General features: G+C 62.7%; 18 protein-coding genes. 8 read left to right on the top strand and 10 right to left on the bottom strand.

What is annotated here, in order from left to right; all coding sequences use genetic code 11:
• Positions 1-120 precede the first annotated feature (120 nt).
• From ACLD1Y_RS24280 to pedF, 5 genes are all read right to left on the bottom strand, one after another.
• Positions 121-1,896: a PQQ-dependent methanol/ethanol family dehydrogenase gene (locus tag ACLD1Y_RS24280; protein WP_429480316.1), complete on the bottom strand. Its 1,776-nt coding sequence runs from the start codon at positions 1,894-1,896 to the stop codon at positions 121-123.
• Between the two features lie 107 nt (positions 1,897-2,003).
• Positions 2,004-2,933, bottom strand: coding sequence for a quinoprotein relay system zinc metallohydrolase 1 (locus ACLD1Y_RS24275; protein ID WP_429480315.1), 930 nt, complete (start codon positions 2,931-2,933; stop codon positions 2,004-2,006).
• 16 nt (positions 2,934-2,949) lie between these two features.
• Positions 2,950-3,699, bottom strand: a complete 750-nt coding sequence (locus ACLD1Y_RS24270; protein ID WP_429480314.1) for a quinoprotein dehydrogenase-associated SoxYZ-like carrier — start codon at positions 3,697-3,699, stop codon at positions 2,950-2,952.
• Positions 3,696-4,571, bottom strand: a complete 876-nt coding sequence (locus ACLD1Y_RS24265; protein WP_429480313.1) for a substrate-binding periplasmic protein — start codon at positions 4,569-4,571, stop codon at positions 3,696-3,698. Before ACLD1Y_RS24265 ends, ACLD1Y_RS24270 begins: the two co-directional genes overlap by 4 nt.
• Before the next feature lie 3 nt (positions 4,572-4,574).
• Complete coding sequence (gene pedF, locus ACLD1Y_RS24260) at positions 4,575-5,036, bottom strand: cytochrome c-550 PedF (RefSeq protein ID WP_159962197.1); 462 nt, start codon at positions 5,034-5,036, stop codon at positions 4,575-4,577.
• 257 nt (positions 5,037-5,293) lie between these two features.
• Here pedF and exaA point away from each other — a divergent pair, with 257 nt between their 5' ends.
• The gene (exaA, locus tag ACLD1Y_RS24255) at positions 5,294-7,189 is read left to right on the top strand and encodes a quinoprotein ethanol dehydrogenase (RefSeq protein WP_429480312.1); all 1,896 of its coding nucleotides are present in this window, start codon (positions 5,294-5,296) and stop codon (positions 7,187-7,189) included.
• A 160-nt stretch (positions 7,190-7,349) separates the two neighbouring features.
• Positions 7,350-7,997 (top strand): pentapeptide repeat-containing protein, encoded by a 648-nt coding sequence (locus tag ACLD1Y_RS24250; protein ID WP_429480311.1) that lies wholly within the window; start codon positions 7,350-7,352, stop codon positions 7,995-7,997.
• Between the two features lie 441 nt (positions 7,998-8,438).
• On the opposite strand, the gene ACLD1Y_RS24245 is transcribed toward ACLD1Y_RS24250, so the two are convergent.
• Together ACLD1Y_RS24245 and ACLD1Y_RS24240 are read right to left on the bottom strand one after the other, a co-directional pair.
• Positions 8,439-9,065 carry a response regulator gene (locus ACLD1Y_RS24245; RefSeq protein WP_429480310.1) on the bottom strand — a complete coding sequence of 209 codons (627 nt, stop codon included), beginning with the start codon at positions 9,063-9,065 and terminating at the stop codon, positions 8,439-8,441.
• The gene (locus ACLD1Y_RS24240) at positions 9,062-10,324 is read right to left on the bottom strand and encodes a histidine kinase (protein WP_429480309.1); all 1,263 of its coding nucleotides are present in this window, start codon (positions 10,322-10,324) and stop codon (positions 9,062-9,064) included. The genes ACLD1Y_RS24245 and ACLD1Y_RS24240 overlap by 4 nt, the downstream gene beginning before the upstream one ends.
• A gap of 152 nt (positions 10,325-10,476) precedes the next feature.
• Between ACLD1Y_RS24240 and ACLD1Y_RS24235 the strand changes: the two genes are divergently transcribed.
• The 6 genes from ACLD1Y_RS24235 (at position 10,477) to ACLD1Y_RS24210 (ending at position 15,485) form a co-directional block, all read left to right on the top strand.
• The gene (locus ACLD1Y_RS24235; RefSeq protein WP_429480308.1) at positions 10,477-11,649 is read left to right on the top strand and encodes an ABC transporter substrate-binding protein; all 1,173 of its coding nucleotides are present in this window, start codon (positions 10,477-10,479) and stop codon (positions 11,647-11,649) included.
• 29 nt (positions 11,650-11,678) lie between these two features.
• The gene (locus tag ACLD1Y_RS24230; RefSeq protein WP_429480307.1) at positions 11,679-12,638 is read left to right on the top strand and encodes a YVTN family beta-propeller repeat protein; all 960 of its coding nucleotides are present in this window, start codon (positions 11,679-11,681) and stop codon (positions 12,636-12,638) included.
• Positions 12,635-13,366 carry an ABC transporter ATP-binding protein gene (locus ACLD1Y_RS24225; RefSeq protein ID WP_429480306.1) on the top strand — a complete coding sequence of 244 codons (732 nt, stop codon included), beginning with the start codon at positions 12,635-12,637 and terminating at the stop codon, positions 13,364-13,366. Before ACLD1Y_RS24230 ends, ACLD1Y_RS24225 begins: the two co-directional genes overlap by 4 nt.
• The gene (locus ACLD1Y_RS24220) at positions 13,363-14,154 is read left to right on the top strand and encodes an ABC transporter permease (RefSeq protein ID WP_429480305.1); all 792 of its coding nucleotides are present in this window, start codon (positions 13,363-13,365) and stop codon (positions 14,152-14,154) included. The genes ACLD1Y_RS24225 and ACLD1Y_RS24220 overlap by 4 nt, the downstream gene beginning before the upstream one ends.
• Before the next feature lie 98 nt (positions 14,155-14,252).
• Positions 14,253-14,792 carry a PQQ-dependent catabolism-associated CXXCW motif protein gene (locus ACLD1Y_RS24215; RefSeq protein ID WP_429480304.1) on the top strand — a complete coding sequence of 180 codons (540 nt, stop codon included), beginning with the start codon at positions 14,253-14,255 and terminating at the stop codon, positions 14,790-14,792.
• Positions 14,793-14,819: 27 nt separating this feature from the next.
• Positions 14,820-15,485, top strand: a complete 666-nt coding sequence (locus ACLD1Y_RS24210) for a response regulator (protein ID WP_429480303.1) — start codon at positions 14,820-14,822, stop codon at positions 15,483-15,485.
• A 131-nt stretch (positions 15,486-15,616) separates the two neighbouring features.
• Here ACLD1Y_RS24210 and ACLD1Y_RS24205 read toward each other — a convergent pair whose 3' ends face one another.
• The 3 genes from ACLD1Y_RS24205 to ACLD1Y_RS24195 all read right to left on the bottom strand — a co-directional run bounded on the left by ACLD1Y_RS24205 (position 15,617) and on the right by ACLD1Y_RS24195 (position 20,059).
• Positions 15,617-17,560 (bottom strand): PAS domain-containing hybrid sensor histidine kinase/response regulator, encoded by a 1,944-nt coding sequence (locus ACLD1Y_RS24205; RefSeq protein WP_429480302.1) that lies wholly within the window; start codon positions 17,558-17,560, stop codon positions 15,617-15,619.
• Positions 17,502-18,647, bottom strand: a complete 1,146-nt coding sequence (gene nosP, locus ACLD1Y_RS24200) for a nitric oxide-sensing protein NosP (protein WP_429480301.1) — start codon at positions 18,645-18,647, stop codon at positions 17,502-17,504. The genes ACLD1Y_RS24205 and nosP overlap by 59 nt, the downstream gene beginning before the upstream one ends.
• Positions 18,648-18,883: 236 nt before the next feature.
• Entirely contained in the window at positions 18,884-20,059 is a 1,176-nt protein-coding gene (locus ACLD1Y_RS24195; RefSeq protein WP_429480300.1) for a porin, read from the bottom strand.
• Positions 20,060-20,186: the final 127 nt, after the last annotated feature.

The raw sequence follows: 20,186 nt of genomic DNA, 5'->3' as shown, positions 1-20,186 counted from the left end.
GTGAGGCCTCTGTCGGGGTCCGGGCCTGTCGGTCAACAGGCGATGACCCGATAGTAAAGAGCCCCCGCTGCCGGGCGAATGCGCCGTTGGCAGGGGGGTTGTTGTCATTTGGTCGTAGAACTAGTGCTTGGCCACCAGCTCCTTGGGCAACTTGAAGGTCCAGAGCATGCCGCCCTGGTTGAAGTCCTTCACGCGCTTGGCCACTTCACCGCCCCACAGCGGCACCGCGCCGCCCCAGCCGGACACCACCGAGACATACTGCTCGCCGTCCATGTCCCAGGTCACCGGCGAGCCGAGCACGCCAGAGCCGGTCTGGAACTCCCAGACTTTCTCACCGGTCTTGGCGTTGAACGCTTGCAGGAAACCTTCCGGCGTGCCGGTGAAGACCAGGTTGCCCTTGGTGGTCAGCACCCCGCCCCACAGCGGCGCGAAGTTTTTGTGGCGCCACACTTCCTTGCCGGTTTTCGGGTCGATGGCGCGCAGTACGCCGATGTAGTCCTCGTTCAACGGCTTGATGGTGAAGCCCGCACCGAGGAATGCCGCGCCTTTTTTGTAGGCGATGCCTTCGTTCCAGATGTCCATGCCCCATTCATTGGACGGCACGTAGAACAGCCCGGTGTCGCGGTTGTAGGCCATCGGCATCCAGTTCTTCGCGCCAAGGAACGCGGGGGCGACAAACACCGAGGTGCCCTTGGTTTCACTGCCCGGCGCGCCGGGGCGGCTGGCTTCGTTGTAGATCGGCCGACCGTTCTTATCCAGGCCGGTGGCCCAGGTGATTTTGTCCACGAACGGGAAACCGCGGATGAACTTGCCGTTGGTGCGATCCAGCACATAGAAGAAACCGTTGCGGTCAGCAGTGGCCGCGGCTTTGATCTCTTTGCCACCCTCGGTGTAGTTGAACGAGATCAGCTCGTTCACGCCGTCAAAGTCCCAGCCATCGTGGGGCGTGCTCTGGAAGTGCCATTTGATGGTGCCGTCGTCCGGGTTCAACGCCAGGCGCGAGGACGAATAGAGGTTGTCGCCAGGGCGCAAGTGGGAGTTCCACGGTGCCGGGTTGCCGGTGCCGAACAGCAGCAGGTTGGTTTCCGGGTCGTAGTAGCCGCCCAGCCAAGGCGCGGCGCCGCCGGTTTTCCACAGGTCGCCCGGCCAGGTCTTGCCGGCTTCGCCACCCGAGATGCCGTTCTCCACCGCCTTGCCGTCTTTGTACACGTAGCCCATATGGCCTTCGACGGTGGGTCGGCTCCACAGCAATTCACCGTTTTTCGGGTCGTAGGCTTCGATCTTGCCGACCACGCCGAACTCGCCACCGGCCACACCGGTGATCAGCTTGCCGTTGATCACCAGAGGCGCGGCGCTGATGGAGTAGCCTTCCTTGTGGTCGGCCACCTTTTTGCTCCACACCACTTTGCCGGTGTCTTTGTTCAGGGCCACCAGCTTGGCGTCGAGGGTGCCGAAAAACACCAGGTCGCCATACAGCGCCACGCCACGGTTGATCACGTCACAGCAGGGGCGGATGTCATCGGGCAGGCGCGCGTCGTATTGCCAGAGTTTCTTGCCGGTGCGCGCATCCACCGCAAACACCCGCGAATAGGACCCGGTGAGGTACATCACCCCGTCCTTGACCATCGGCTGGGCCTGCTGGCCGCGCTGTTTCTCGCCGCCAAACGAAAACGCCCAGACCGGGCGCAGTTCCTTGACGTTGTCCACGTTCAGCGTGTCCAGCGGGCTGTAGCGCTGGCCCTGCACCCCGAGGCCGTTGGTGACGATCTGCTCGGGGTTTTTCGGGTCCTGGAGAATGTCCTGGTCGGTGACAGCGGCCAGGGCCTGGCCGGACAACAGGATGGCACCGAGCAACACACTCAAGGCGAAGGGTTGGCGACGTGCGGGTTGGGTCATGACGGCTACCTCTGCGGTTTTTTGTTATACCCGGGAAATTTTCCCGGTCTGGTGCAGATTCTTGGCCGCAGGGCCGCTTGTCACAATTGACCGCAGTATCGAGTTTGCTAGTTCCTTAGTAGCGGGTGCATCTGCTCGCGCTCATAGCGCGGGTACAGGTGGCTGACGCTGCGGATCAGTTCATAGCGGTTCAGGCTGATCGCGGCAAAGCGCTCAGGGATGGGGCTGCGGATCATCTCGGTCATGTCACTGCCGTGGGCGGCGCCGTCACGCAACAGTTGATCGAGCCAGGTCAGGTAGTCGCGCATTTGTTCAAAGGGTTGCGCATCGGTGGCAATCGGACCATGGCCGGGCACCACCAGGGTCCAGGGCAGGTTTTGCAAGGTGGCGATGTCGGCCAGCCAGGCTGCAAGCCCTGGGCTGTTCGGGGTGGTGAGGGCGCGCTGGTAAAACACCAGGTCGCCAGCGAAGAGTACGCCGGTGGTCTGGTCGAGAATCGCCAGGTCCGCGCCGGTATGCCCGGTAAGCGCCAGCAGACGCAAATCGTGGTTGCCGAAGCTGCGCACGCCGGGTTCCAGCGTCTGTGTCGGCAGTACCACTTCGGTGCCGCGCATCCAGTCGCCGACCATGCGATAGAGGTTTTCCGCCATGCTTTCGCCCTGCTCATGCAGCAGCTTGGTGGTGTCGGCCAGGGCGCCGATAGGCACGTCCTTGAACGCCTGGTTGCCAAGGGCATGGTCGGGGTGATGATGGGTGAGCAATACCTGGATCACCGGTTTAGGGGTGACGCTGGCGATGGCCTGGCGCAGGGCTTCGCCGTAGCGTTTGGACGGCCCGGTGTCGATCACTACCACGCCCGCCTGGGTGACGATAAAGGCGACGTTGACGATATTGCCGCCATTGGCCTTGGCAAAATTCTCGGTGCTGCCTTCCAGCAGCCAGGTGTCCTCGGCGATCTGCCGGGGTTTGAGGGCGTAGTCCAGGTCGGCCACGGCAGGCAGGCTCAGGGCCAGGCAGAACAACAGTATCCAGCGCATGCCGCGCTCCTTCTGGTCAGGGGATGGCTGCGTCGAACTCGTTGCCGCTGTTGTCGCGCAATACCAGGCGGGTTTGCCCGACACCTTCGATATCAAAGGCCAGGTTGGGGTTTTCACTGACCGCCGGGAACAACTCCAGCTCGGCCATGACCTGGCCTTTGTCGCCGAGCAATTGCGCGTGGTTGAGGTAAAACTCGGGGATGCCGCTGACCATGCCGTTATCCATCGGGTGCGCCACCTGCACCCGCACGCGGCTGAACTCGCCACGGGGGTAGCGCCCGCCGAGCACTTCACCGATATGCTCTTCCCAACCCGGCTGGGTGCGCACCACGCTCGGCGCAGTGCAGCCACCGCCCGCGGCGTCGATCAGGGTGGAACCCACATGCCACACGCCGTCATCGGTGAGCACCGCAGCGCGCAACGGCGTGGCCTGCTCGATGCGGATGCGCAGCGACAGCCACGGCAACACCCCGGCCTTGGGCTGGAAGTCGACGATTTTCGGCAACGGGTTCAATTCGGCCCAGGCGAAGATGCGCACCACACGGCCCTTGAACGCTCGCGCGTCGATCTCCAGCGGCACCTGGCGCGCGTCCTCGGCGAACGGTGGCGCCAGCAGCTTGACCTGGTCGTCGAACACAAACGGCGCGTTGTTGAGAAACTGCTTGTGATAGAACGCCCACATCACAGAAGGCACCGGGTCCACCTCGGTGGCCTGCGCCGCCCACGGCAACAGGCAAGCCAACAGGCAGATCAGGCGCCCGTTCATTGGTACATCTCGGGCACTTCGTAGCGCAGGCCGTAGTGGCTGTAGATGGCTTGCAGGCTGCCGTCGCGGATCAGGCCTTCCAGCGCCTCTTCCACCGCATACGCCAGTTGCCGATTGCTTTCATGCACGGCCATGCCGATCTCCCAGCGTTGGCGCCCCATATTCGGGTAGGCGTTCTCGGCCAGGGCCAGTTGCGGGTCGTGGGCCTGATGCACCTGCCAGTCGATCTCGCCGCGCATCGCCATCACTGCGTCGACCTGCCCGGCTTTCATCGCCGCGAAGGCCTGGGGCACGTTGGGGTAGTGGCGGGTCTTGGCGGCGAGCATGCCGTTGAACACCGAGGTGAGGTAGAACGAGGGCACGCTGTCGACTTCGACGCCAATCGGGTGCTCCTGGAACACCGCCACACTGGCCACCGAATCCAGGCGACGGCGGTCATAGGCGACCTGCCATTGTTCGTTCTGGTACGGCCCGAACATCACCACATGGCCGTTTTCCAGCTCGCCCTGGTCGTTGCGCTTTTGCGTGTATTCGTGATCGTAAGGGGCACGCATCATCAGGTCCGCCAGTTGCTGGTTGTGCAACTGGCTGCCGCGCCAGATGTAGTCGCGCAGGTCGTCGTCGAGCTTCTCGCCGGCGGGCGCCCAGATCAGGCTCAGCTGTACGCCCAAGGCCTTGGCCAGGGCCTGGGCGAGCTCCACGTCGACGCCGCGCGGGGTGCCGCCGTCATCGAAGCTGTAGGGGGCGAAATCCTTGTACACCGCCACTTTCAACTCGCCGGCGGCGATCATCTGGTCATAGCTGCGCACCTGCGCCTGTGCCGCCTGGCAGCACAGCAATGCCAGGCTTAACACCAGGCTGATCAGGCGCATGGCTTACTCCTCGACGCGCACGGAATCCAGATACGTACGCACCGCCCACAGCGCCTCCTGGCTGAGGTAGTCGGCCATTTTCGGCATGTACACCCGGCCATCGCGCACTGCACCGTGGCGCACACGTTCGACAAACCACTCATCGCCGGCATCGCCTTCGTCAAGCATGCGCAGGTCGGGGGCGATGCCGCCGGACTTGGCTTCCAGCCCGTGGCACGCGGCGCAATTCTGGTTGTACGCGGAGGAACCGATTTCAACGGCTTTGTCGTGCTCGGGGGACTTGCGATAGGGGTTGTTGGCCGCCCAGCCATCGGCGTCCAGCGGCACGCCTGCATCCTTGATCGGGGTCAGGCCCTTGGTTTCCACGGCTTGGGGCACCACGTTGCCATGGGCCCAGACGTTACTCACACCGATCGCACCCATCAGCAGGCCGGCCACCAGCAAGGCGTTGCGTTTTGTTGTCATTATTTTTGTCCTCTCAGATTGCACGCAAACCCCATGGTTCGAGGTTATGGCAACCATCTTAGGAAGCCCCGTGGCCGGGCCGTATGCTGCTTTGGTGGCCGCGCCCTCCTCCCTTGGTAGTAGGGCTTGTGGGGCACGTCCAAATCAGAGGCCGCTCGGGAAGTCTTCCCGGCAACAGCGGGAAGTTTTCCGTATCCAGCCACTGCCCCGGCGCACCACCCTGTGCAGGCCAAAACCTCCACTGGGAACTGCAAACCATGACAATAAGATCGCTCCCCTCCCGCTCCCCCCTAAGCCTTGCCGTGCAAGCCTTTTTGCTGGTGGGCAGCCTGTCCTTCAGTGCGGCAGGCTTTGCCGCCGCCGAGCCCGCTGCCAAGCAAACCCGCAACGTCACCTGGGAAGACATCGCCAACGACCACCTGACCACCAAGGACGTGCTGCAATACGGCATGGGCACCAACGCCCAGCGCTGGAGCCCGTTGGCCCAGGTCAATGACAAGAACGTGTTCAAGCTCACCCCGGCCTGGTCCTATTCCTTCGGCGACGAGAAACAACGCGGCCAGGAATCCCAGGCCATCGTCAGCGACGGCGTGGTCTACGTCACCGGCTCCTATTCCCGCGTGTTCGCCCTCGATGCGAAGACCGGCAAACGCCTGTGGACCTATAACCACCGCCTGCCCGACAACATTCGCCCGTGCTGTGACGTGGTCAACCGGGGCGCGGCGATCTTCGGCGACAAGATCTACTTCGGCACCCTCGACGCACGCCTGATCGCCCTCGACAAAAACACCGGCAAAGTGGTGTGGAACAAGAAATTCGGCGACCACGCGGCCGGCTACACCATGACCGGCGCCCCGGTGCTGATCAAAGATAAAGTCAGCGGCAAAGTGCTGTTGATCCACGGCAGCTCCGGCGATGAATTCGGCGTGGTCGGCCAGCTGTACGCCCGCGACCCGGACACCGGCGAAGAAGTGTGGATGCGCCCGTTCGTGGAAGGCCATATGGGCCGCCTCAACGGCAAGGACAGCACGCCGACCGGCGACGTCAAAGCGCCTTCGTGGCCGGATGACCCGACCACCGAAACCGGCAAGGTCGAGGCCTGGAGCCACGGCGGCGGCGCGCCTTGGCAGAGCGCGAGTTTCGATGCCGAGACCAACACCATCATCGTCGGCGCCGGCAACCCTGGCCCATGGAACACCTGGGCGCGCACCTCCAAGGACGGCAACCCCCACGACTTCGACAGCCTCTACACCTCGGGCCAGGTCGGCGTGGACCCAAGCACCGGCGAAGTGAAGTGGTTCTACCAGCACACGCCCAACGATGCCTGGGACTTCTCCGGCAACAACGAGCTGGTGCTGTTCGACTACAAGGACAAGGACGGCAAAGTGGTCAAGGCCACCGGCCACGCCGACCGCAACGGCTTCTTCTATGTGGTGGACCGCAACAACGGCAAGTTGCAGAACGCCTTCCCGTTCGTCGACAACATCACCTGGGCCAGCCACATCGACCTGAAAACCGGCCGCCCCGTCGAGAATGAAGGCCAGCGCCCGGCCAAGCCATTGCCGGGTGAAACCAAAGGCAAACCGGTGGAAGTCTCGCCGCCGTTCCTCGGTGGCAAGAACTGGAACCCCATGGCCTACAGCCAGGACACCGGCCTGTTCTACATCCCGGGCAACCAGTGGAAAGAGGAATACTGGACCGAGGAGGTCAACTACAAAAAAGGCTCGGCGTACCTGGGCATGGGTTTCCGCATCAAGCGCATGTATGACGACCACGTCGGCACCCTGCGGGCAATGAACCCCACCACCGGCAAGGTGGTGTGGGAGCACAAGGAACACCTGCCACTGTGGGCCGGCGTGCTGGCGACCAAGGGCAACCTGGTATTCACCGGCACCGGCGACGGATTCTTCAAAGCCTTCGACGCCAAAACCGGCAAGGAGCTGTGGAAGTTCCAGACCGGCAGCGGCATCGTCTCCCCGCCGATCACCTGGGAACAGGACGGCGAGCAGTACATCGGCGTGACCGTCGGTTACGGCGGTGCGGTGCCGTTGTGGGGTGGCGACATGGCCGAGCTGACCAAGCCAGTGGCACAGGGTGGGTCGTTCTGGGTGTTCAAGATCCCGAGTTGGGATAACAAAACTGCCCAAAAATAACCCTTAGATGATGCGGGGGCTGCCGTTTGTGGCGAGGGAGCTTGCTCCCGCTGGGCTGCGAAGCGGCCCCCGCTTTTCCTCCAACAACACTGTGCAGCCAGGTTTTGCGACGGCTGCGCCGTCGAGCGGGAGCAAGCTCCCTCGCCACAGAGGTTTTGCGATGAACTACCTGCCTTTATTATTCCTGCTATCCCTCCCCCTCGCCCACGCCGATGACGGCGATGACGCCCCCCTGATCATCAACGGCTGCACCCTCGCCGAACACAGCCAATGCCCCGGCGCCAACCTCAAGGGCGCCAACCTGCGCAACCAAAACCTGGCCGGCATGAACCTGGCCGGCGCCGACCTGCGCGATGCCGACCTGCGCCACGCCAACCTGGATCTGGCCAACCTGGAAAAAGCCCAACTGCAAGGCGCCAACCTCACCCGCGCCAGCCTGCAACAAGCCAACCTGCGCCTGGCCGACTTCACTAATGCAAACCTGATGGCCGTACAAGGCTGGGGCCTGTTTGCCCAGGGTGCGCAATTTGAGAACGCCAACCTGAGCGCTGCGTACCTGCAATTTGCGCGGTTGTCGGGGGCCAGGATGCACAAGGTCAACCTGCGGGCCGCGGACCTGGAAATGACTTGGTTGAGCAAGGCGGATCTGCAAGGGGCGGATTTGAGTGATGCCAATTTGCAGGAGGCCAAGCTTGGGGAGAGCAATCTGGAAAAGGCCACGCTGACGGGTAGTCGGCAGCATTATGCGAATTTTCAGGATGCGAATATGGAGGGGTGTAAGGATTGCCCGACGACGTGGGATCGCTGAAACACCGCACAGATAGCCATTTGAGCATTGCGCAGGACCTGTGGCGAGGGAGCTTGCTCCCGATGGCGGTTTTTCGGTGTGCATATCCGTTATTTGGGTAACGGCGGCTATTGGTTCCGCCCTTACGGCGGGTCACTTTGGAAAAGCCCCAAAGTAACCAAAGGGCTCTTGCCCCACCACTCGGCACCTCGCTTAGGCTCGGTGTGCCCTCACTCCGGCTTGAATCCGTGGGCCGCCGCAATGGGCCATCCATGGCCCAGTGCGGCTAACCCGGCGTCCTGCCGGGTTACCCACGGATTCAAGCCTGCGTTCGGCCAGCGTGGTTTAACGGGGCGCCTAAGATCAAAAGCCAAATCAAAAGCCAGAGCCAGAGCCAGAGCCAGAGCAGATTAAGATCTATCAGAAAATGGGGAGCAACTGTGGAACGCGGTGTTTGTCCTGCTACCCAGCCACCCGCACCACCCCCATATCAATCCCCACATGCACCAACTCCGCATGTGAACTGACCTGCAATTTACTCTTGAGCAGCGTCAGGTGATTCGACACGGTCTTGCTGCTGATACTCAACTGCTCAGCAATCTGCCTGGCCGGGGTGCCTTTGGCGAGCATCAGGAAGATCTCCATTTCGCGCGGGGTCATGCTGTGCAGGCGGGGGTCGGTGGGTTGGCAGGCGAGTTGGGTGGCCAGGGGTTGTTCGATGTAGGCGTGGCCGTCGAGGATGCGCCGCACGGCTTCGATCAGCACCTGGGGCGCGGAGATTTTGGTCAGGTAGCCGGCGGCACCGGCGTCGAGGGCCTGGCGCACCAGGGGTAGTTCGTCGTGCATGCTGAAGAACAACACTCGCAATTGGGGCAGGCGCTGCCGCAGGCGGCGGGTGGTTTCCAGGCCGCTGATGCCGGGCAGGCCGAAGTCCATGATTACCAGGTTGGGTACTGCTTCTTGCACGCGGGCCAGGGCTTCTTCGCCGCTGGCGGCTTCGCGTACTTCAATCGCTGGCAACAGCGCGCGCAGCAGGCTGGCGTAGCCTTGGCGCACCACGGCATGGTCATCCACCAACAAGATATTCATGAGGCCTCCACAGGCATGTTCAACGCCAGCGCCCAACCTCTGCCGGGGTGGCTGACGATCTTCAATTCGCCGCCCAGGCAACGGGCGCGTTCGTACATTGAGTACAGGCCCACGCCGGGGCGCTGGGGTTGTTGCGCGCCGTGGCCGTTGTCGCGCACCCACAGGCGCAGGCGCGAGCCGCGATGTTGCAGGCGTACGCGCACCTGGCTGGCATCGGCGTGGCGCACGATGTTGGTCAGGGCTTCCTGGAGCAATCGATACAGGTGGGTCTTGTTCGCTGGGGACAATGGCGGCAGCGCTGCGCTGACCCGCAGTTGGCAGTCGATGCCATGGCTGCTGCGCCATTGGGCCACCAACATGGCGAAGGCTTCGGACATCGGCAGGTGTTGCAGGGCCACCGGGTACAGGTCGTGGACCAGCACACGAAAGCCCTGCTGCAAGTGCTCGCAGTGTTCTTCCAGCAGGCCGACGGTGCGCGCCAGCGTCTCCGGTTGATGGGCGATCAGCGGCAACAGGCAGACCTGGGCGCGAATCCCCGCCAGGTATTGGCCCAGGTCGTCGTGCAGGGTCTGGGCCAGGTGGGTGCGCTCTTGCTCCTGCACGGCCAGTAGGGTTTGGGTCAGCCGGGTGTTGTCGGTGCGCGCCTGTTCGAGGGCGGCGGTCATGCGGTTGAAATGCAGCGCCAGTTGCTGCGCTTCCGGCACGCCGGTACTGCGCAGGCGCACGTTGAGGCGGCCGCTGCACACCTGTTGCAGGGCCAGCAGCAATTCGTCCAGTACCCGTATGCCGCGGCGCACGGCCCAGCGGATGGTCAACAGGCTCAAGACTAGGGCCAGGGCGCACAGGCCCAGCAGTTGCTGCAAGGAGTCCCAAACTTCATCGATTTCGTCACGCGGGTCGACGGCGATGGACACGCGGCGGCCATCGGCCAAGTCCAGCACCTGGGCACTGTGACGCGCTTGGGCAAACAGCAGGCGCCCAAGCCAGGCGTCCAGGCCATCCTGTTCCGGTGCCTGGGCGGTTTCGCCAGGGGCCAGCCAATGCACGCGCACATGGCGCAGGCTGGCGGTGAGCCGTGGTTGCAGGCTGGCGGGGTCGCGCTCGGCGGTTTCGCTGAGGTAATGCACCACCGCTTCGGCCGATTGCAGCTCGCGTTCCACATCCGCCAGGGCCTGGTGCATCAGCAGCGCCGTGCAGGCGCAGGTCACCAGGGCGAAGAAGCCGCAGACCCACAGGTTGATCCGCCACAGCGCCGACATGTCCCACTCCCGAACAGCCTATTGAGGCCCCATGCTAAGACCCCATCGCACGCAGCGAGCTACTACCTTGGTACTGCCCCAGCGCTACTTTCTGCATATTTGCAGGGGTGGCGGGGCTTTATATGCTGGCGCTACCTGTCATGGAGTGCCTTATGCGCCAGCTCGCCCCTTTCGCCGTGATCTGCCTGCTGGCACTCACCTGGGCCACCGCCGGCCAAGCGGCCGAGGCGCCATTGCAGGTGCAGATCGGCTACCTGGGCTATCGGCCTGATCCGGGGCCGCTGCTGTCCAACGTCATCCCTGAACCGGCCGATGCCGGGTTGCGCGGCGCTGAGCTGGCAATTATCGACAGCAACAGCACAGGGGCTTTTCTCAACCAGCGCTACAGCCTGTTCGACGCCACGGTGGACACACCCGAAGCGTTGCTCGCCGCCGCAAAAACCCAATACGACCAGGGCCTGCGCCTGTTCGTAGTCAATGCCCCCGCCGCCAGCCTGCGCCAACTCAGCGCCGCGATGCCCGACAGCCTGCTGTTCAACGCCGGCAGCCCCGACGACAGCCTGCGCAGCACCGACTGCCTGGGCAACGTGCTGCACAGCCTGCCCAGCCGCGCCATGCTCGCCGACGCTTTGGCGCAGTTCCTGGTGCTGCGCAAATGGCAAAAAGCGCTGCTGATTGTCGGCCCCACCGAGGACGACCAAGCCTACGCCGCCGCCCTGCGCCGCGCCGCCAAGCGCTTTGGCGTGCAACTGGTGGCCGAGAAGCAATGGCGTTTCGACAATGACCAACGCCGCAGCGCCCAGGCCGATATGCCGCTGTTCACCCAAACCGCCGAATACGACGTGGTGCTGGTGGCCGACGAGCGCGGCGACTTTGGCGAGTACGTGCCCTACCAAACCTGGTACCCGCGCCCGGTGGCCGGCACCCAAGGCTTGACCCCCACCGGCTGGCACAAGACCGTGGAAACCTACGGCGCCGCCCAATTGCAAAAACGCTTTGAAGCCCTGGCCGGGCGCTGGATGAACGACCGCGACTTCGCCGCCTGGATGGCCGTGCGCAGCGTCGCCAGTGCGGTGAGCAAGCTGCGCCAAGTGGCCCCGATGAGCATCCGCCAATTGGAGATCAGCGAGCAATTGCCCCTGGACGGTTTCAAGGGCCGCAAGCTCAGCTATCGCCCGTGGAATGGCGAGCTGCGCCAACCGATTCCCATCGTGCAACCCCGCGCCCTGGTGAGCACATCACCCCAGGACGGTTTCCTGCACCCTTTCAACGAAATGGACAGCCTGGGCTACGACAAACCCGAGGTCACTTGCCGATTTCCCTGAACACACACAACAACAATAAGGAATACGCCATGCGCCGCACCCTGCTTTCCTGCGCCCTGCTGCTTGCCGCCGGGCACGCCGTGGCTGCCACGGCCTGGGTCTCCAACGAGAAAGACAACAGCCTGAGCCTGATCGACATGCAGACCCTGCAAGTCACCGACACCCTCAAGGTCGGCCAGCGCCCGCGCGGCCTGCTGCTGTCCCATGACAACAAGCTGCTGTACATCTGCGCCAGCGATTCGGACCGGGTGCAGGTGATGGACGTGGCCACGCGCAAGATCATCAAGGAACTGCCCTCCGGCAAAGACCCCGAGCAGTTCGCCCTGCACCCCAATAACCGCTGGCTGTACGTCTCCAACGAGGACGATGCGCTGGTCACCGTGATCGACACCGAAACCTCCAAGGTGCTCGGCCAGATCAACGTAGGCGTCGAGCCCGAAGGCATGGCGGTAAGCCCGGATGGCAAGTGGGCGGTCAACACCAGCGAAACCACCAACATGCTGCACTGGATCGACACCAGCACCCAGACCCTGGCCGACAGCACCCTGGTGGACCAGCGCCCGCGTTTCGTCGAGTTCAACCACGACGGCTCGCAACTGTGGGCCTCGGCGGAAATCGGCGGCACCGTGACCATCCTCGATGTGGCCAGCCGTGCGATCCTCAAGACCCTGACCTTCAAGATCAAGGGCGTGCACCCCGACAAAGTGCAGCCGGTGGGCATCAAGCTCAGCGCCGATGGCAAATACGGGTTTGTCGCCCTGGGCCCGGCCAACCATGTGGCGGTGATCGACGCCAAGACCTACGAGATCCTCGACTACCTGCTGGTGGGCCGCCGGGTGTGGCAGCTGGCGTTTACCCCGGATGAAAAACAGTTGCTGGCCACCAACGGCGTGAGCGGCGATGTGTCGGTGATCGACGTGGACAGCCTCAAGGTGATCAAGTCGGTCAAGGTCGGGCGCTACCCGTGGGGCGTGGTGGTCACGCCATGAACGCCCTGGACGCCAGCGCCATCAGCTTTGCCTACGGTGCGCGCCAGGCCTTGGTTGATGTGAGTTTCAGCCTGGCGCCCGGCCGGTTCGCGGCGTTACTGGGGCCCAATGGCGCGGGCAAGTCCACCTTGATTGCGCTGCTGACGCGCTTGTATGACTTGCAGCGCGGCGACATCCGCGTGGGCGGCCATTCACTGCGCGAAAAACCCCGCGAAGCCCTGCGGCAACTGGGCGTGGTGTTCCAACAAAGCACCCTGGACCTGGACCTGAGCGTCGAGCAAAATCTACGTTATCACGCCGCGCTGCATGGCCTGTCGCGCCGCGAAACCGGGTTGCGGGTCGACGCCGAACTGACGCGTCAGGCCCTGGGCGAGCGGCGCCGGGAAAAAGTCCGCGACCTCAACGGTGGCCACCGCCGCCGCGTGGAAATCGCCCGCGCCTTGCTGCATGAACCGCGCCTACTGTTGCTCGATGAAGCCAGCGTCGGCCTCGACCCGGCCAGCCGTTTAGCCCTCAACCAGCATGTGCGCACCCTGTGCCAAGAACAGGGCATCAGCGTGCTGTGGACCACTCACCTGCTCGATGAAGTACAACCCGACGATGCCCTGATGATCCTTCACCAGGGCCGCCTGGTGGCCAGCGGGCAACTCGACAGCCTGCTGCTGGCGCAAGGCGGCGATCTGGGCGGCTTATTTGCGCGACTGACCCGAACGGGAGCGACGGCATGAACGCTTACTGGCAATGCTTCAACGGCATCGTGCTGCGCGAATGGCTGCGCTTTGTGTTGCAGCGCACGCGTTTTCTCAGCGCCCTGGTGCGGCCATTGCTGTGGCTGTTGGTGTTTGCCGCAGGCTTTCGGGCGGCGCTGGGCATTTCGGTAATCGAACCCTACGACACCTACATTCCCTACGAGGTCTACATCATCCCGGGGCTGGCCTGCATGATCCTGCTGTTCAACGGCATGCAGGGCTCGCTGTCGATGGTCTACGACCGCGAGATGGGCAGCATGCGTGTGCTGCTCACCAGCCCGCTGCCGCGCACGTTTTTGCTGTGCAGCAAGTTATTGGCCACCTCGCTTATCTCGCTGTTGCAGGTCTACGGTTTTCTGGCGGTTGCCTGGGTGTACGGCGTGCAACCACCCGCCATGGGCCTGTTGACTGCGCTGCCGGCGTTGCTGCTGGTGGCGTTGATGCTCAGTGCCTTGGGGTTGTTGCTGTCCAATGCGATCCGGCAGTTGGAGAACTTTGCCGGGGTGATGAATTTTGTGATCTTTCCGCTGTTCTTCATGTCGTCCGCGCTGTACCCGCTGTGGAAGATGCGTGATTCGAGCGAGTGGCTGTATTGGCTGTGTGCGGTCAACCCGTTTACCCATGCGGTGGAACTGGTGCGCTTTGCCCTGTACGAACGCTTCGCTGGCCTGGCCTTGCTGGTGTGCCTGGGGTTGACGCTGGTGTTCACGCTGTTGGCGGTGCTGACCTTCAATCCGCAGCATGCCGCGCTGCGCAAAAAGGGCTGACCTACTACTTTGGTACTGCTTTTGCTGTCTATCGTCGCATTCCCAAGGCAGCGGCACTGGCGTGTAATGGGTGCATAACTATAAGGATTGGACCCGCCATGCTGCCCGCCCGACTGCCCCTGCTGGCCTTGCTGTGCCTGCTTTGCTTCAACGCCCAGGCTGACACGCCGCTGTTTTCCGCTGACGGCTACCGCATCAGCCTGTACCGCAGCCCTACGCCCGACCAGGTACCCGGTGCGACCATCGTCGACACCCCTGCCCTGCAAGCCTTGCTCAGCCAAACACCTGCACCGGTGCTGATCGACGTGTATCGCCGCCAATACCTGCAAGGGCGCTTTATCGAAGACCAGCCCCACGCCAACCTCCCCGGCAGCCACTGGCTGGCCAATACCGGCGACGGCGACCTCACGCCCGAATGGCAGGGCTACTTTGTGCGCCACCTGTACAAGTTCACCGGCGGTCAGCTCACGCGCCCGCTGGTCTTCTATTGCCGATCCGATTGCTGGCTGAGTTGGAACGCGGTAAAACGAGCCACCCAATTGGGCTATACCTCTGTGTATTGGTATCGCGACGGGCTGGATGCATGGGAAGCGGCCAAACTGCCAGTGATGGCTGCAACACCCGAACCCTTTGAATAAAAAACCACAACAAGAAGGTGAACGGCCATGTACAAAATCCTGATCGCCGACGATCACCCGCTGTTTCGCGAAGCGATCCACAACGTGATCAGCGACGGCTTCCCCGGCAGCGACGTAATGGAAACCGCCGACCTGGACAGCGCGCTGGCCTTGACCCAGGAGCACGACGACCTCGACCTGATCCTGCTGGACCTGAACATGCCCGGCATGCACGGTCTCAATGGCCTGATCAACCTGCGCAACGAGTCGCCGACTATTCCGGTGGTGATCGTCTCCGCCGAGCAGGACAAGCAGATCGTGCTGCAAGCCATCACCTACGGCGCCGTGGGTTTTATCACCAAGTCCTCACCGCGCCTGCAAATGACCGAGGCGATCCAGCAGATTCTCAACGGCAACGTGTACCTGCCGCCGGACATCATTCGTACCCAAAAGAGCACCAGCCAACGCCGCCTCAACGACAGCCCTGGATTTGCGCCGGAGCTGTTGCAGGCGCTGACCCGCAAGCAGCTCTTGGTGCTGGAGCGCATGACCAAGGGCGAGTCGAACAAGCAGATTGCCTACACGCTGGAGATTGCCGAGACCACGGTGAAGGCCCATGTGTCGGCGATCTTGCGCAAGTTGAATGTGCATAATCGGGTGCAGGCGATCTTGAGTGCCGGGGATATCGACTTCGGCTCGTACCTGCGGCGCTGATCTCCCAGGCATATGAAGATCAAATGTGGGAGCGGGCTTGCTCGCGAATGCGGTGTATCAGTCAATGAATCTGGTGACTGATACACCGCATTCGCGAGCAAGCCCGCTCCCACATTTTGATCTGCGTTTTGTCAGTTGCGGCTGAGCAGGTGACTCATCGCTGTTTTCAACTTCATCGGCCTTACCGGCTTATGCATCAACGTATGCCCCAACTCCCGAATCTGCACCTTCAACTCATTGCTGTAGTTGGCCGTGATCATCAACGCCGGCACCGCACTCCCCCTTCGGGCATTGATGCGCGCCACGGCATCTACGCCGTTCTGGTCGTCATCCAGGTGATAGTCGGCAATCAATAAATCTGCCTCGGCATGGTAGTTGTCCACCTGGCGCGCCAGGTCCTGTTCCGACAACGCGGTGATCACCTGGCAACCCCAGCCTTCCAGCAGCGTGCGCATACCCGCGCAGATCGCCGCGTCGTTATCCAGCACCCACACGCGGGCGCCTTGCAGGCGTTCGAGCAGCACTTCGCTCATGCACGGCATCGGCAGTGATTTGGGCGCGGTGGCGCTCAGGGGCACTTCCACGCCAAACATCGAGCCCTTGCCCGGCCAGGATTTGACGGTGATACGGTGGCCGAGGATGCCGGCGATTTTCTCGACAATGGCCAGGCCCAACCCCAACCCGCGATCCTGGTCGGGGCGCTGCACATCGCCGCGTTTGAACTCCTGAAAAATCTCTTCCAGCCGCTCTTCGGCAATGCCCATGCCGCTGTCCCACACCTGGATCAACAGGCGCTGATGCTGGCGGCGGCAACCGAGCACCACGCGGCCCTTGTAGGTGTAGCGCAGGGCATTGCTCAGCAGGTTGCGCAGGATGCGCGCCAGCAACTGGATATCGCTGCGCACCAACGCCGAACAGCCGACAAAGTGCAGCTCCAGGCCTTCGGCGCGGGCCAGCTCGGTGTATTCAGCCGCGAGGTTTTCCAGCAGTTCGCTGAGGGCGAACGGGGCGATATCGGCCTTGATCACCCCGGCGTCGAGCTTGGAAATATCCACCAGCGTGCCCAACAGATTTTCGACGTCTTCCAGGGAATTGCTCACGTTGCGCACCAGGGTTTCGCTGGGGCGTTCCAGCAAGGCGCTGGTGAACAGCCGTGCGGCGTTGAGCGGTTGCAGCAGGTCGTGGCTGACGGCGGCAAGGAATTTGGTTTTCGACAGGTTGGCCTTTTCGGCTTCCTGCTTGGCTTCGCGCAGGCGGGTTTCCATGCGGCGGCGTTCGTCGATTTCCTGGAGCAACTGGTCGTTGAGGGAAGTCAGTTCCGAGGTGCGCTGGGCCACCCGCTGCTCCAGGTGTTGATAGGCCTGGTGCAGGGCTTCGGCGGTGCGACGGCGCTCAGTGATGTCGCGGATCAGCACGAAGATGCCCACCACTTCGCCACTGGCCAGCATGTTGGGCACGTAGGAACGCAGCATGTAGCGTTCCTGGTTGTTGATGTTGGTTTCGGCAAATTCGAAGGTCACGCTCTCGCCGGCCAGGGCGCGGGTGACGTAGGCGTCCAGGCGCTGGCAGTGCTGTTCGCTGTGCACTTCCCGCAGGCTCTGGCCGAGCATCATGCCGCGCGGCCAGCAGTACCATTCTTCGTAGACCTTGTTGGTGAATTCGTAGACCAGCTCGGCATTCAGGTAGCCGATCAGGGCCGGTACGTTGTCGGTGATCAGGCGAATCCAGCGCTCGCTCTCTTGGGCTTTTTGCGCGGCGGCCTGTTCGCCGCGCAGGGTTTCGGCGCGCAGGCGCGCATTGATCAACAAGTGGTTGCTGGCCTTGAGTTCGGCCATGGCCTGGTTGAGGGCGTCGGTGCGTTCGCGCACCTGTTCGGCCAGCACCACCGAATGCTGGAAGGTAGTGTAGGGGTTGTTGCCCTGGGTCATGCCCGATTCGATGCGCTCGATCAGCGCCGCGTTGATCCGCGTAAGCTTACGGTTGGCCTGTTGCAGCTGGGCAACCTGGGCGAGCAGTTCAGCGTCGGCCACGGGCAATGGCGACCCCGGTGAAGGTCTGGTTGATGTGCATGCCATTGAACTGTTCTCCGTAGGTGTTGAAGCCCAGCACTCGTTGGTCGCGTAGGTAGTTGCCGATCGGTTCCAGGCTGCCGCTGTCTTCCAGCTCCAGGCGACGCAGGAAGCAGTCGCAGCCGATGGTCAGCAGCAGGTCGCCAAGACGGGTTTGCAGGCCGTCGAACAAGGCTTCCAGGTTCGGCAGGATCGGGCCGGGTTTCATCACGGTGAGCACGATGCCGTTCTCGACCGCGCAGTAGAAACTCAGGCTCAGGTCTTCGTGCACCTGCTGAATCGCGCGCACGTAGTACTGGTCGTGGATGCGCACCGCCAATGGGTGGGCGGCGAAGGTGCGGTGGTCGAGGTCGGCCACGGCCACGCCGATATGCCGTGCGTACTCTTCGGCGGCCGGTTCGGCATTGAGCTCAAAGACCCGCCGCGACGGGCTGTCGGCGCCGGTGACCACCAGCTTTTCGGTGCGCGGCAGAATGTGGTGGGTGGTGAACACTTCGAAATCCAGCCAGGTATTGACCAGCACCACCACCGCCGCGCCGCTGTGGAACACGCCGTTGAAGTACACATGGGTGTGGGTGAGGAAGTTGTCGTCACCGGCCGAGCCGCCAAAGTGTGGAATGTCCCCCAAGGCCGCGCTGAGGGCGGCGAGGACCATCTCTTCGCGGCTGGACAGACCGTCGAGCAGGGTCAGGGCGAAGGTGTTGCCCTTGATCGGCGCGAGGGTGTTGCTGCGACAGCCGCCAACCAAGCGTTCCACCATGTCCTGGGCGTTGATCAGGCTGAAGTGTTCTACCTGGTCAATCAATTCGGTGGCGATGGAAAAATGCGCATGGTTAAAGCCCATCGCCGTGATGCAATTGCGCCCATAGCCTTGGGGCGTGATCTCACCTGCGCTGGTGCAACCCACCACACGCACATTGCCAAAGCACTGTTGCAGCGCTTGGCCGAGGGCCTGGAGGTCGTAGGCGGCGGAGCAGAAAAACAGCACGAAGCCCAGGTACGGATGCAGCAGTTGGCGGGCCAACTCTTCAGCGGCCTGCCCTGGATCGGTGGCCTGGGACATGGCGCTGACTACGCCTTCACTGTTGTGCATCGTTGGTTTCCCCCTCTGAGGTGCCAGTGTACGAAGGCCGAGGGGTTGGCCCCTATGCTACTTGGGTACTGGGTGGGGGGATGCGATGGGATGAGGTTCTCAAGATCACTGGAGATCAAAATGTGGAAGGGCTTTTTGTGGGAGCGGGCTTGCTCGCGAAAGCGGTGGATCAGTCGATACATGTATTGACTGACACTCCGCTTTCGCGAGCAAGCCCGCTCCCACAGTTGAACGCATTACCAAGTCAAGACAGCACCCACCGCAAAGGTATCCGTATCCTCATTCTGCGCACTGGTGTCATGCCCTCTGATCTGGAACTGGTTGTACTCCGCCACCAGCTTCAAATTGGCGTTCACGTCATGGAACAGCGCAATGCCACGGGTTTCATAATCCGCGCCGCTGCCGACCACGCCGTTGCCGTCGTCCTTGGTCTTGCCGTAGGACAGCGCCAAACGGTTCTTGCCCAGTTTGTACGAGCCCTGCACCAGGTAGCCGTTGCTGTCCACATTGCGCAAGGTGGCTTCGCCGGCGTTGTTGGTGAAGAACGGGTTGATGCCCTTGGCCTGGAAGCCTGAGCCGGTCAGCGACAGGCCGCCCATTTTCGCCTGCACGCCGTAGCCCAGGCCCTTGGAAGTAACGCTGGCCACGGTGGAGTCGGTGTTGTCGGAGGTCTGGTAGCTGCCGTTGAGCCAGCTGTAGATCTTCGCGCCGCCCACGTCGAACTGGTAGGTGATCTCGCTCTCGGTGCGCGGGTTCTTCTGGTAGGCCTTACCCAGCGCGCTGCTGTCGTTGGTGTCCACCGGGTCCATGATGCCAACGGCCACGCGCAGGCCTTCCATCACCGGGGTGCGGTAGGTGATCTGCGAGGTGGGGAACGGGTACGGGTAGCCGCTGCCGATATTGCCGAACGACACGCCGCCGCCGTCCACCAGGCCGAGGCTGTCGCTGACCTGGCCGTAGCCTGCGAGCAACTCGTCCAACAGAATGTTGGAGCGGGCGAACAGGCCGAAGTCCTTGCCGATCAGCACTTCACCCCACTCCGGGTTGGCCACGGTGCCGTAGAACTGGCGCACGTCGATGGCGGTGTCGGTGCCGTTGGTTTCGCTGTCGTTGATGGTGACCCAGAACGACGCACGGGCGCCGAGCTTGAGGTCGTCGACCTGCTTGCCCATGTTGAAGCCCAGGTAGTTGGGCAAAAAGCCCATCTTTACCCGGGACTGGCGGCGGTCGTACTGGTCACCGGCGCGGTCGACGTCGCTGTTAACGTAGAAGGCGTTGATGTAGCCATCGGTGGAAAAGGTGGTTTCATCTTTGTCGTACAGCATGATTTCGGCATCGGCGAATGGGCTCAGGCCCAGGCCGAGGATAAAAGCAGGCAACAGACGTAGGGGTACATTCTTATTGTTATGCATGGCGCGCTCCGCAACGGGGACTTGATGTCGGAGGCGATTATCGAAAGGCCACAGGCCACGGCCTACGCTGCCTTGGCCGTGGTTTGAAGGTGCTTTGGGCGGGCTGTGGGTGCCCGCCAAGTTGGGT

The organism is Pseudomonas sp. 18175 (genome assembly GCF_050432925.1).
GTDB lineage: Bacteria > Pseudomonadota > Gammaproteobacteria > Pseudomonadales > Pseudomonadaceae > Aquipseudomonas.
This window is presented reverse-complemented; position numbering and strand designations above follow the sequence as displayed.

Excerpts from the sequence above, each read along its gene's own strand:
- ACLD1Y_RS24270 (WP_429480314.1), bottom strand. The coding sequence starts at position 3,699 with ATGAACGGGCGCCTGATCTGCCTGTTGGCTTGCCTGTTGCCGTGGGCG.
- ACLD1Y_RS24205 (WP_429480302.1), bottom strand. The coding sequence starts at position 17,560 with ATGGCATGCACATCAACCAGACCTTCACCGGGGTCGCCATTGCCCGTG.
- ACLD1Y_RS24230 (WP_429480307.1), top strand. The coding sequence starts at position 11,679 with ATGCGCCGCACCCTGCTTTCCTGCGCCCTGCTGCTTGCCGCCGGGCAC.
- ACLD1Y_RS24195 (WP_429480300.1), bottom strand. The coding sequence starts at position 20,059 with ATGCATAACAATAAGAATGTACCCCTACGTCTGTTGCCTGCTTTTATC.
- ACLD1Y_RS24240 (WP_429480309.1), bottom strand. The coding sequence starts at position 10,324 with ATGTCGGCGCTGTGGCGGATCAACCTGTGGGTCTGCGGCTTCTTCGCC.
- pedF (WP_159962197.1), bottom strand. The coding sequence starts at position 5,036 with ATGACAACAAAACGCAACGCCTTGCTGGTGGCCGGCCTGCTGATGGGT.
- ACLD1Y_RS24275 (WP_429480315.1), bottom strand. The coding sequence starts at position 2,933 with ATGCGCTGGATACTGTTGTTCTGCCTGGCCCTGAGCCTGCCTGCCGTG.
- ACLD1Y_RS24235 (WP_429480308.1), top strand. The coding sequence starts at position 10,477 with ATGCGCCAGCTCGCCCCTTTCGCCGTGATCTGCCTGCTGGCACTCACC.
- ACLD1Y_RS24265 (WP_429480313.1), bottom strand. The coding sequence starts at position 4,571 with ATGCGCCTGATCAGCCTGGTGTTAAGCCTGGCATTGCTGTGCTGCCAG.
- ACLD1Y_RS24215 (WP_429480304.1), top strand. The coding sequence starts at position 14,253 with ATGCTGCCCGCCCGACTGCCCCTGCTGGCCTTGCTGTGCCTGCTTTGC.
- ACLD1Y_RS24225 (WP_429480306.1), top strand. The coding sequence starts at position 12,635 with ATGAACGCCCTGGACGCCAGCGCCATCAGCTTTGCCTACGGTGCGCGC.
- nosP (WP_429480301.1), bottom strand. The coding sequence starts at position 18,647 with ATGCACAACAGTGAAGGCGTAGTCAGCGCCATGTCCCAGGCCACCGAT.
- ACLD1Y_RS24245 (WP_429480310.1), bottom strand. The coding sequence starts at position 9,065 with ATGAATATCTTGTTGGTGGATGACCATGCCGTGGTGCGCCAAGGCTAC.
- exaA (WP_429480312.1), top strand. The coding sequence starts at position 5,294 with ATGACAATAAGATCGCTCCCCTCCCGCTCCCCCCTAAGCCTTGCCGTG.
- ACLD1Y_RS24250 (WP_429480311.1), top strand. The coding sequence starts at position 7,350 with ATGAACTACCTGCCTTTATTATTCCTGCTATCCCTCCCCCTCGCCCAC.
- ACLD1Y_RS24210 (WP_429480303.1), top strand. The coding sequence starts at position 14,820 with ATGTACAAAATCCTGATCGCCGACGATCACCCGCTGTTTCGCGAAGCG.
- ACLD1Y_RS24280 (WP_429480316.1), bottom strand. The coding sequence starts at position 1,896 with ATGACCCAACCCGCACGTCGCCAACCCTTCGCCTTGAGTGTGTTGCTC.
- ACLD1Y_RS24220 (WP_429480305.1), top strand. The coding sequence starts at position 13,363 with ATGAACGCTTACTGGCAATGCTTCAACGGCATCGTGCTGCGCGAATGG.